Here is an 11,168-nt window from a genome sequence, read left to right on the forward strand (position 1 = left end):
TCGTCGCAGATGATGATCTCCGGGCGCAGGGCCAGCGCCCGGGCGATGCCGATGCGCTGACGCTGACCGCCGGAGAACTGATGCGGATAGCGGTTGATGTACTCCGGGTTGAGACCGACGACGTCCAGCAGCTCCTGCACCCGGCGCCGGCGGTCGCCCTTCGGGGCCACCTCGGGGTGGATCTCGAAGGGCTCGCCGATGATGTCGCCCACCGTCATCCGCGGGTTGAGCGAGGTGTACGGGTCCTGGAACACCATCTGGATGTTGCGGCGCACCGCCTTCAGGGCCCTGCCCGACAGCCTGGTGATGTCCTGGCCCTTGTAGAAGATCTCGCCGGCGGTCGCCTGCTCCAGGTTCATCAGCAGCTTGGCGACGGTGGACTTGCCGCAGCCGGACTCGCCCACGATGCCGAGGGTCTCGCCCTGGTACAGGTCGAAGGAGACCCCGTCGACCGCCTTGACCGCTCCGATCTGCTTCTTGAACAGGATGCCCTGGGTCAGCGGGAAGTGCTTGACCAGGTTGCGCACCTGGAGGATCGGCTCGCCGCGCTCGACGGGCGCCTCGAGCGCGCTGACCGCCTCCTCCTCGCTGCCGGCCTTGACGACGTCCACCTCGGTGACGTTCGGGGTCGCGTCCACGGCGCCCTGCGGCTGCTCGTCCTTCTTCTTGAGCTCAGCCATGGATGGTCTCCCTCCAGAAGTGGCACGCACTGCCGCGGCCGACCAGCTCGGTGCCGTCCTGCTCGGTGACGGGCACCAGGGCCGGGATCTCCGTACGGCAGATGTCCTGCGCCTTGGGGCAGCGCGGGTTGAAGGCACAGCCGGACGGGATGCGGGTGAGGTTGGGCGGCAGGCCCTTGATTGCGTAGAGCTCCTGGCCCTTCTGGTCCAGGCGCGGGATCGAGTCGAGAAGGCCCTGGGTGTAGGGGTGCGCGGGCCGCTTGTACAGCTCGTGCACGGGGGCGGTCTCGACGATGCGGCCCGCGTACATCACCGCGATCTTGTCGGCGACGTCCGCGACCACACCCAGGTCGTGGGTGATCAGGATCAGGCCCATGTTGTACTCGCGCTGCAGCTCCGCGAGCAGGTCCATCACCTGGGCCTGGACGGTGACGTCGAGCGCCGTGGTGGGCTCGTCGGCGATGATCAGGTCGGGCTCCAGGGCCAGCGCCATGGCGATCATGATGCGCTGGCGCATACCGCCGGAGAACTGGTGCGGGTAGTCCCCCACCCGTGCCGCCGCCGCGGGGATCTTGACCCGGTCCATCAGCTCGATGGCCCTGGCCTTGGCCTCCTTCTTGGACAGGCCCAGGTGGACCCGGAACATCTCGCCGAGCTGGTAGCCCACGGAGAGCACCGGGTTCAGCGAGGACAGCGCGTCCTGGAAGATCATGGCGATCTTCCGGCCGCGGATCTTCCGCCGCTCGTCCTCGGGCATCTTCAGCAGGTCCTGGCCCCGGAAGAGGATCTCCCCCTTGGGGATCCGGCCGGGCGGCATGTCGAGGATGCCCATGATCGCCTGTGCGGTCACGGACTTGCCGGAGCCGGACTCGCCGAGCACGGCGAGCGTCTCACCGGCGTTGACCGTGTAGTTGACACCGTTGACGGCCTTGGCGACACCGTCCCGGGTCTTGAACTCCACGTGCAGGTCACGGACTTCGAGCAGCGGAGCGCCGGAGTCGGCCTCCGGACGGGGGGCGGGAACGTCCGCGGTCTTGTCGAGGATGGTCACGTACGCCTCCCTCAGCGCAGCTTGGGGTCGAGGGCGTTGCGTACCGCATCGCCGAACATCAGGAACGAGAGCACCGTGATCGACACCATGACCGAGGGAATGATCAGAACGTACGGTGCGTTGCGCAGCTGCTGCTTGCCCGTGGCCACATCCACGCCCCAGGAGACCGTGGGCTCGGCGAGGCCGATGCCGAGGAAGGACAGCGTGGCCTCGGCCGCGATGTAGCCGCCCAGCGCGATGGTCGCCACGACGATGATGGGGGCGAGCGCGTTGGGCAGGATGTGCTTGAGCATGATGCGCGTGGTGGAGGCGCCGAGCGCCCGGGCCGCGACGACGTAGTCGGACTGCTTGATGGTGACCACCGCGCCACGGGCCACACGGGCGATCGTCGTCCACCCGAGGAAGGCCATGGCCGCGATGACGACCCAGATCTTGCGCTCGGCGAAGGTGGTCAGGATGACCAGGGCGCCGAGCATGTACGGGATGCCCATGAACACGTCGGTGATCCGGGAGAGCAGGGCGTCGACCAGGCCGCCGAAGTAGCCGGCGGTCATGCCGACCGCGGTGCCGAGGATGGTCACCAGCAGGGTCACGCCGACGCCCACCAGGATCGAGGCACGGGCTCCGTGGACGACGCGGGCGTAGATGGAACGTCCCTGGCCGTCGTAGCCGAACCAGTCGGGCTCGAAGAAGTGGCTCCAGTTGGGGGGCTGGAGGTAGTGCTTGGCCAGATCGGCGTCGCGCGGCGAGGCGCTGGTGAACAGCGACGGTGCGAACGCCATCACCAGCAGCAGCACGATCAGCACGGACGAGATCAGGAACAGCGGGTTGCGGCGCAGGTCGTACCAGGCGTCGGACCAGAGGCTGCGGGCCTTCGCCGCAGCGGGCGTCGCCGTCTCGGGAGCGGCGGCCTCGGACTCCGCGGCGGTCGCCTTGGACAGTTCGACCTTGTCAGCAGTCTTCTCAGGCATACCGGATCCTCGGGTCCAGGACCGCGTAGAGCAGGTCGACGATCAGGCTGGTGAACAGGTAGACGATCACGATCAGTGAGGCGATGCCCACGACCGTGGCGCCCTCCCTGCGGGTCAGGGCCTCGAAGATGGCGTTGCCGACACCCTGCACGTTGAAGATGCCCTCGGTCACGATGGCGCCGGTCATCAGGTTGCCGATGTCGGTGCCGAGGAAGGTGACCACGGGAATCAGGGAGTTGCGCATCAGGTGCACGCCGACGATCCGCCGGCGCGGCAGCCCCTTGGCCACGGCGGTGCGCATGTAGTCGGCCCTCAGGTTCTCCACCATCGACGTACGGGTCAGCCGGGCCACGTACGCCAGGGAGAGGGACCCCAGGACGACCGCGGGCAGGAGGAGGTCGCCGAAGTTCTCGGAGTCCTGCACGGTCGGGGTGACCATCTGGAGCTGGAAGGCGAAGAAGTACTGCAGCAGGTAACCCAGCACGAAGGAGGGCATCGAGATCAGGATCAGCGTGAGGGTCAGCAGCCCGCGGTCCTGGACCGAGTCCGGGCGGAGCCCGGCGATGATGCCGAGGCCGATCCCGACGACCGCCGTGAAGGTGAACGCGAAGAGGGTGAGACGGATGGTCACCGGGAACGCGGCGGCGATGATCTCCGAGATCTCCCGCTTGCTCGCGATTTCGGTGCCGAAGTCGCCCTGGAACAGACCGGCCAGGTAGTGGCCGTACTGCCACCACCAGGGCTGGTCGAGTCCGAGGTCGTGTCTCATCTTCTCGACCAGGGTCGGGTCGAACGCCTGCTCTCCCATGAGCGCCCTCACGGGGTCACCGGGCAGGACGTACATCATCATGAAGATCAGGAAAGTTGACCCGATGAATACCGGGATCATCTGGAGCAGTCGTCGTGCGACATAACGCCCCATGAGGTGCCTCCGTGTGGGATAACTGCAGCCGAGGGCCGTCCGGAAGAGGAACCCTCCGTGCAGTTCTCCGCACCTTCGCGGGAACCGAAGGCCGAGGAGGGAGCGGGGGGACAGGACGGTCCTGCGGCCTCCGCCGCCGCCGGTCGGACGACCGGCGGCGGCGGACTGACGGCCGAGGGGGGAAAGGCCCGCAGGCTCGCTTACTTGACGGTGACCTTGTGCAGCTGGATGTCGCCCTGGTAGTTGATCGTCACGTTGTCGACGTTCTTCCCGTGACCACCGTTGATGCGGTAGTACCACAGCGGGATGGACGGCATCTTGTCGACGAGCTTCTTCTCGACCTCCTGGTAGGCCTTGACCGCCTCCTCCAGGGACGAGGCGTTGTCCCCCTTCTCCATCAGCTTGTCGATCTCCTTGTCGGAGAAGCGACCGTTGTTGGACTCGGCCTTGGAGTGGTAGAGCTCCTTGAGGAAGTTGATGTTGATCGGGTAGTCGGCCACCCAGCCGCCGCGGTACATCGACTTGACCTCGTTGTTGTCACGCGCCTCGAGGTCGGTGGCGAAGTCCGGCTTCGGGTCGCCGACGCAGTCGACGCCGGTGGCGTTGCGGATCGACTCGCAGACCGCGGTCACCCACTCCTTGTGACCACCGTCGGTGTTGTACTGGATCCAGATCTTGTTGCCCGGGACGCCGCCGCCCTCCTTGATGAGCTTCTTGGCCTTGGCCGGGTCGTACTTGAAGATGTCCGTGTCCAGCTGCTGGTTGCCCTTGACCTGCGGCGGGGTGAAGCTCGTCGCGGGCATGCGGGTGTTGTTCAGGACGGTCTTGGTGATCGTGTCACGGTCGATCGCCATGGACAGGCCCTGGAGGACCTTCGGGTCGACGCCCTTGAACGTCTTGGAGTAGAAGGCCGGCACCAGCGTCTGGATGGCGGCGTACGGCTGGTCGAGGGCGCCGTCGCCGAGGTCCTGCTTGTACTTCGGCAGGTCCGTCGGGCCGACCTGCTTGATGATGTCCAGGTTGCCGGAGACGACGTCCTGGTACGCCGCCTCGGGGGTGGCGTAGTGCTTGAACTGGATGCCCTTGTTCTGGGCCTTGTTCGGGCCCTTGTAGCCGTCCCAGGCCTTGACCTGGATCAGCTTCTTGTGGGTCCACTTCTCGAACTGGTACGGGCCGTTGCCGATCGGCTTCTGGCCGAACGCCTTCGGGTCGTCGTAGAAGACCTTCGGCAGCGGGGCGAAGGTGGTGTAGCCCAGCTTGTAGTTGAAGTAGGGGACCTGGTCCTTCAGCTCGATGGTGAAGGTGGTGTCGTCCACGACCTTCAGGCCCGACATCTTGTCGCTCTTGGGCTCGCCCTTGTCCGGGTGGACGTCCTCGTAGCCGACGATGTCCGAGAACCAGAAGGCGTTCTGCTGGTTGTTCTTGGAGTTCGCGTACCAGTTCCAGGCGTCGACGTACGACTGCGCGGTGACGGGCTCGCCGTTGTGGAACTTCCAGCCCTCCTTGAGCTTGACCGTCCAGGTCTTGGAGTCCTTGGTGGTCACGGACTCCGCGTTGGTGTAGACGATCTCGCCCTTCTCGTCGAAGTCCAGCAGCTGCGTGAACAGGGCCCGGATGACGTAGCCGCCGTTGCTCTCGTTGGTGTCGGCCGGCACCAGCGGCTTCTGCGGCTCGCCGACGTCGATCGAGACGTAGCCGGCAAGAGCGCCCTTCTTCGACGAATCGCCCTTGTCATCGCTGCCGCCACCACAGGCAGTCGCGGCAAGCGCGACGACGATTGCCCCCGCGACCCACTTGGCGCTCCTGGCACCGCGCATGGGTTCCTCCTCATGAATCCTGTTGTTCACCACAAGAGTGGGCACACGACGCTCCGCCGACATGCAAACCGGAGAAGGTCGAGTGCCCCCGCACGCTCGTACGCCGTCGCCCGCTGCCACTGCACAGGGTGACTCGCTCATCCGAGCTCTACGCGCCTAACTATCTGCTATCGACCACCGACCGACCACACCCCTGAGGTCTCGGTTCGATCACACCTGCCGCCCACTTCTTCCAAAATCCGGACAAAGGGTTTGGCGAAAGACCCCTGCGAAACGGACTTGTTACACATCTATCGGCCTCACGCGTCCGAATATCGGACAGTTGGCAGGTGAAAATCGATTGCGGTCTACGGTGGTGGTCGTATGCCGTCGCAGACGCGTGTGCCACACCGTGCACAGCGCGCGCCCGTTGCGCTGCCCCGTCTCCGCCAACGGGCGCCAGGACCAAGCCATTCGGTTAAGGCCTCTCACTGTGTTCCGGGTAGGCGTGCCCCGCAGCAAGGTAGTGCGAATCAGCCGTCCTGTGGCGATTCCGAGCCAGTCCGAAGGGTTTTCCCTACACTTCTCGCCCGCACACGGGGCACACCCCCGCCCGCACGCACCGGGCCGGGCGCCCCGCCGTGCGGGACACCCGGCCCGGTGCGGCCGTCGGGAGACCTCAGCCGTGCTTGGCGCGGCTCGCGGCGCGGGCGCGGGCGCGCTGGTCGAGGACGACCTTGCGGATGCGGGTCGCCTCCGGGGTCACCTCGACGCACTCGTCGTCGCGGCAGAACTCCAGCGCCTGCTCCAGGGAGAGCTTGCGCGGCGGGACGATCGACTCGGCCACCTCGGCGGTCGAGGACCGCATGTTGGTGAGCTTCTTCTCCTTGGTGATGTTGACGTCCATGTCGTCGGAGCGGGAGTTCTCGCCGACGACCATGCCCTCGTACACCTCGGTGCCCGGCTCCACGAAGAGCACCCCGCGCTCCTGGAGGTTGATCATCGCGAAGGCGGTGACGACACCGGCACGGTCGGCGACCAGGGACCCGGTGCTCCGCGTCTGCAGCGGGCCGAACCAGGGCTCGAAGCCCTCGTGGACGGAGTGGGCGATCCCCGTGCCGCGGGTCTGGGTCAGAAACTCGGTGCGGAAGCCGATCAGACCGCGGGAGGGCACGACGAACTCCATGCGGACCCAGCCGGAGCCGTGGTTGGACATGTTGTCCATCCGGCCCTTGCGCACTCCCATCAGCTGGGTGACCGCGCCCATGTGCTCCTCGGGCACGTCGATCGTCAGCCGCTCGACCGGCTCGTACGTCCTGCCGTCGATCTCCTTGGTGACGACCTGCGGCTTGCCCACGGTCAGCTCGTAGCCCTCACGGCGCATGGTCTCGACCAGGATGGCCAGCGCCAGCTCGCCGCGGCCCCGGACCTCCCAGACGTCGGGGCGGTCGGTGTCCAGCACCCGCAGCGACACATTGCCGATGAGCTCGCGGTCCAGGCGGTCCTTGACCTGGCGGGCGGTGACCTTGCGGTCCTTGACCACGGACTTCGCGTCGGCGCCCTTGCCGGTGGCGCCCCGGCCGACCAGCGGGGAGGTGTTGGTGCCGATGGTCATGGAGATCGCCGGCTCGTCGACCGTGATCAGCGGCAGCGCGACCGGGTTCTCCGGGTCGGCCAGCGTCTCACCGATCATGATGTCCGGAATGCCGGCGACGGCGCAGATGTCACCCGGTCCGGCCTTCTCGGCGGGCTTGCGGGTGAGCGCCTCGGTCATCATCAGCTCGGAGATCCGCACGTTCTGCACGGAACCGTCGCGCCTGATCCAGGCGACCGTCTGCCCCTTGCGCAGCTCGCCCTGCTCCACGCGCAGCAGCGCGATACGGCCGAGGAAGTTGTCCGCGTCGATGTTGGTGACGTGGGCCTGGAGAGGGGCGTTCTCGTCGTAGGTGGGCGCCGGGATGTACTCGAGGATCGTGGAGAAGAACGGCTCCAGGTCGGTGGAGTCGGCGGGGACCGTCCCGTCCTGGGGCTTGGTGAGCGAGGCGACGCCCTCCCGCCCGCAGGCGTAGACGATCGGGAACTCGATCTGGTCCTCGTCGGCGTCCAGGTCCAGGAACAGGTCGTACGTCTCGTCGACCACCTCGTCGATCCGGGCGTCGGGGCGGTCCGTCTTGTTGATGCAGAGAACGACGGGCAGACGGGCCTGCAGCGCCTTGCGCAGCACGAAGCGGGTCTGCGGCAGCGGGCCCTCGGAGGCGTCCACGAGCAGGACGACGCCGTCGACCATCGACAGGGCGCGCTCCACCTCGCCGCCGAAGTCGGCGTGGCCGGGGGTGTCGACGATGTTGATCGTGACGGGGTCCCCGCCTTCCTTGGGGTGGTACTTCACCGCCGTGTTCTTGGCGAGGATCGTGATGCCCTTCTCACGCTCCAGGTCGTTCGAGTCCATCACCCGCTCGTCGACCTGGTCGAGCCGGTGCGCGGCGAAGGCACCGGCCTGCTTGAGCATGGCGTCGACGATGGTGGTCTTGCCGTGATCGACGTGGGCGACGATGGCGACGTTACGGATGTCGTGGCGCGTGGCCATAGTGAGGGGTACTCCCGGAGTGTGCGGAAGACCTGCGCTTACGTCGGTGTTACGCGGGCCCTGCCGGGCTGAACATGCCACGGCCTCACCCCATGGTACGGGGCCCGCGGAGGTGGTCCGCGGGCCCCGTGACGCCCTGCCGCTCCCCGCCCCTCGGCGCCCCTACCGCTTCACGCCCTTCTTCAAGAAGCCCATGTCCTCGTAGACCGGGGTCCTGAAACCGAAGGCGCCGACGTTCGCCAGGTCCTTGCGGACGGCCGTCAGCTGGGGGCGCTGGTAGAGGGGGATCGAGCCGGCCGCCGCCCAGATGCGGGCGTCGGCCCTGCGGAGCAGACCGCGCTGCTCGTCCTCGTCCAGGGTCGCGACGGCCTGGTCGAAGAGCTGGTCGATCTGGTCGGTGCCGACGCGGGTGTAGTTCTGCTGGACGTTGAGGGAGCCGTCGGCGGCCGGGACGGGCTTGGCGTAGATGGGGCGGGCGTCGGTGGCCGGGAAGGCGGAGGAGGGCCAGGAGTACAGCGCCAGGTCGTACTGGCCGGAGGCGATGTGGTCCCGGAAGTAGCTCTCGTCGGAGACCTTGTTGATCTCCGTGGTGATGCCGATCCTCTTCAGCATGGCCGTGATCCGCTCGGCGACCTTGCCGAGGGTGTCGGTGCCCGGCCCGGCGGGCACCACGAAGCGGAGCGTGAGCGGCTTGCCGTCCTTGGCCAGCGGGCCCGAGGCGGCGCCGGCCGGCGCCGCGGTGCCCTTGGGGGCGTAGGCACCGGGTGCGCCGCCCGGCCCGAGACGGCCGTCGGTGTACCGCCGGTCGCCCGGCGCCGGCCGCTCGGTGCCGTTCCGGTCGTCCCGGTCGCCGTCCCGGCGGTCCTCGGCGGATGTCCTGTCGTCGTCGCTGTCGCCGTCGTCGGTCTCCGGGCCGTGCACGCCGACGATGTACGTGCCGTCGTCGCTGTCGTCGCCGCCGTCCGAGGAGCTCTGGGCGCCGGCCGCCCCGCTCTTCTTCTCCTCCTTCTTCGCGTCCTTCTTCTCCCCGGCCTTCTCCCCGGCCGGTCCGGGCACCCAGCCCGCGTCCGCGAGCAGGGAGAGGGCCTGGGCGGTGTCCTGGCCCCCGAGGGCGTCGCTGCTGTCGGCGTAGGCGCTCTGCCCGGCCAGGGCGAGGTGGCTGCCGACCGGGGACGCGGGCAGGCCGAGCGGCTTCAGGACGAGTTCGGCGATCTCCTTGCGGTTCAGCGCGTGCGCCACGGCGTGACGGACCCGCTCGTCGGCCAGGGGGCCTCCCTCGCCGTTGAGGGCGAGCTGGGTGTAGGCGGGCTCCAGCGACTTGCGCACCTGGAAGGCGCCGAGCGCCTGCTGCTGCCGCAGCCGGGCGGCGAGCGCCTCGTTCTCCTTCTTCAGGGCGCGCAGCTCCTGGTCGGTGTCCTCGCTCTCGGTGCCGTGCTCCAGGGCCCAGACACGCAGTGCCGTGGCGGCGGTGCGGCTGTCGGAGGCGCCCGGGAAGGGCGAGCCCGCCCGGGCACCGGCGGCCGTGATCCGGGGGACGTCGGCGGGGTCGATGTCGGCCACGTCCACGGAGCCGTCGGCGAGCGCCGCGACCCGCTTGTCGCGCGGCACCTCGTGCAGCACGATCTCGGACAGCTTGGCCGGACGGCCCCACCAGCGCGGGTTGCGGGCGAGGACGACGTCCTTGTTCTTGTCGTCGACCTTCCGCACGGTGAACGGACCCGCGGTGACCTTCAGCTGGGTGCGGGCACCGTCGTTGAAGGAGTCCGCGGCGCCCATCACGTCCTTCGGGTACAGCGGCGAGAACAGGGACCGCCAGTCGGCGTAGGGGCGGGCGAAGGTGACCCGGACCTCCCGGGAGCTGGCACCGCGCTCGACCTTCTGGATGCGGTCGTAGCCGGCGTTGCGGGCACTCCAGTACGCGGAGTCCTTGCCGGACAGGGCACGCCACTGGGCGGCGAAGTCCTCGGCGTCGATCGTGCGGCCGTCGCTCCAGACGGCCTGCTGGTTGAGCCGGTAGACGACGATCTGCTTGGGCTCGGTCTCCACCACCCGGGCCGACTCCAGATAGTTCTCGTCGAGCTGCGGGCGGCCCCTCTCGTCCATCCGGAACATGGCCGGCAGCACCGCCTGGGCGATCCGGGCGGTGCCGGCGTCGGCGTCCACCTGGAAGGTGTTCAGCGTCTGCGGCATCGCGTCCACGGCCCAGCGCAGCGTGCCCCCGTCGGCGATCTCGTGGCGGGCCGCGGGGGCGATGTCCTGTCCGGCCAGCGGCTTGTTGCCGTCGTCACCGGAACCGCAGCCGGCCAGGAGGTGCACCGCGAGGGCGCCCGCGGTCAGGAGGGCGGCCGAGCGCATGGCCGAGCCGAGCCCGACACCGTCGTAGGACATCTGTGCTACCTCCGTGGAGCCGCTGCCGCCGATGGCCGGGTGGGAACCGGGGTGGGAAATGTCACAGGTGGCGGTATTTTGGTGCTCATCAGATCTACGGCCCACTGAAAAGGAAACGGTTCGTCGGCCGGAGGCGACACGGCGGCACGGGACCGGAAGGCCACCCGCCCGGCGCAACCCGCCCTCCGGCGCACAGAGCACCCGCCGAACGCCGCACCGGGTGCGCACGACGCGTGCACGACATGTGCATCGCTCGCGCACCGGGCGCATCACCGCGTGCGCATCACCTATGCGCACAGCGCATCACCGAGCGCGCCGCCGAACCGGCACCCGGCGGCACGCAGCGCCCCGGCCGGAGCAGCAAGAACGGCAAGAACGGCAAGAGCAGCGGAAACAGAGAACAGAACGCAGCGGGCAGGTGCGGGGGTGCGCTGTCCGCCCATCGCCGCACCTCCCCTTCCCACCGGCAGTGTGACGCGCAGCACTCGCAGACGCATGCACGTTGCCGTCCAGGGCCGCCGCACGGCCCGCGGAAGTGAGGTCACGTCATGTCCGTGCACGACGACCTGGCATCGGCCCAGCGCGCCCTCGAGGACCTGCTGCGGTCGGTGGGTCGGCTGGAGCACCGGCTCGGCAACGGGCCGGAGATGCGCCGCGTGCGCATCGACGCGCAGCACCTGCGCGACAGCGTCGCCCTGCTGCGCGAGGCCTCCCGGAGCTCCACCCCCGCACAGCGCCCCACCCTCGTCACCCTCTCCGACACCCCCTACGAC

General features: G+C 68.5%; 8 protein-coding genes. 1 reads left to right on the plus strand and 7 read right to left on the minus strand.

Annotated elements, in window-relative coordinates; all coding sequences use genetic code 11:
* The 7 genes from CCN35_RS17705 to CCN35_RS17735 all read right to left on the minus strand — a co-directional run.
* The coding region (locus CCN35_RS17705; protein ID WP_143631610.1) for an ATP-binding cassette domain-containing protein at window positions 1-680 on the minus strand (680 nt) is incomplete at its 3' end.
* On the minus strand, window positions 673-1,731 hold the full coding sequence (locus CCN35_RS17710) for an ABC transporter ATP-binding protein (RefSeq protein ID WP_067397586.1): 1,059 nt from the start codon (window positions 1,729-1,731) through the stop codon (window positions 673-675). The genes CCN35_RS17710 and CCN35_RS17705, both read right to left, overlap by 8 nt.
* An 11-nt stretch (window positions 1,732-1,742) precedes the next feature.
* Window positions 1,743-2,702, minus strand: coding sequence for an ABC transporter permease (locus CCN35_RS17715; protein WP_086793462.1), 960 nt, complete (start codon window positions 2,700-2,702; stop codon window positions 1,743-1,745).
* Entirely contained in the window at window positions 2,695-3,624 is a 930-nt protein-coding gene (locus CCN35_RS17720; protein WP_067397584.1) for an ABC transporter permease, read from the minus strand. The genes CCN35_RS17715 and CCN35_RS17720 overlap by 8 nt, the downstream gene beginning before the upstream one ends.
* A gap of 200 nt (window positions 3,625-3,824) precedes the next feature.
* Window positions 3,825-5,441, minus strand: a complete 1,617-nt coding sequence (locus CCN35_RS17725; protein ID WP_086793464.1) for a peptide ABC transporter substrate-binding protein — start codon at window positions 5,439-5,441, stop codon at window positions 3,825-3,827.
* Window positions 5,442-6,099: 658 nt separating this feature from the next.
* Window positions 6,100-8,007, minus strand: coding sequence for a translational GTPase TypA (gene typA / locus CCN35_RS17730; protein ID WP_067397582.1), 1,908 nt, complete (start codon window positions 8,005-8,007; stop codon window positions 6,100-6,102).
* Between the two features lie 162 nt (window positions 8,008-8,169).
* Window positions 8,170-10,395 carry an ABC transporter family substrate-binding protein gene (locus CCN35_RS17735; protein ID WP_086793466.1) on the minus strand — a complete coding sequence of 742 codons (2,226 nt, stop codon included), beginning with the start codon at window positions 10,393-10,395 and terminating at the stop codon, window positions 8,170-8,172.
* A 548-nt stretch (window positions 10,396-10,943) separates the two neighbouring features.
* On the opposite strand from CCN35_RS17735, the gene CCN35_RS17740 reads away from it, so the two are divergent.
* Window positions 10,944-11,168, plus strand: a 225-nt coding sequence (locus tag CCN35_RS17740; protein ID WP_086793468.1) for a hypothetical protein, incomplete at its 3' end; no start/stop codon positions are given.

Origin of the sequence: Streptomyces thermovulgaris, from assembly GCF_002155915.1 — a bacterium.
Lineage (GTDB): Bacteria > Actinomycetota > Actinomycetes > Streptomycetales > Streptomycetaceae > Streptomyces > Streptomyces thermovulgaris.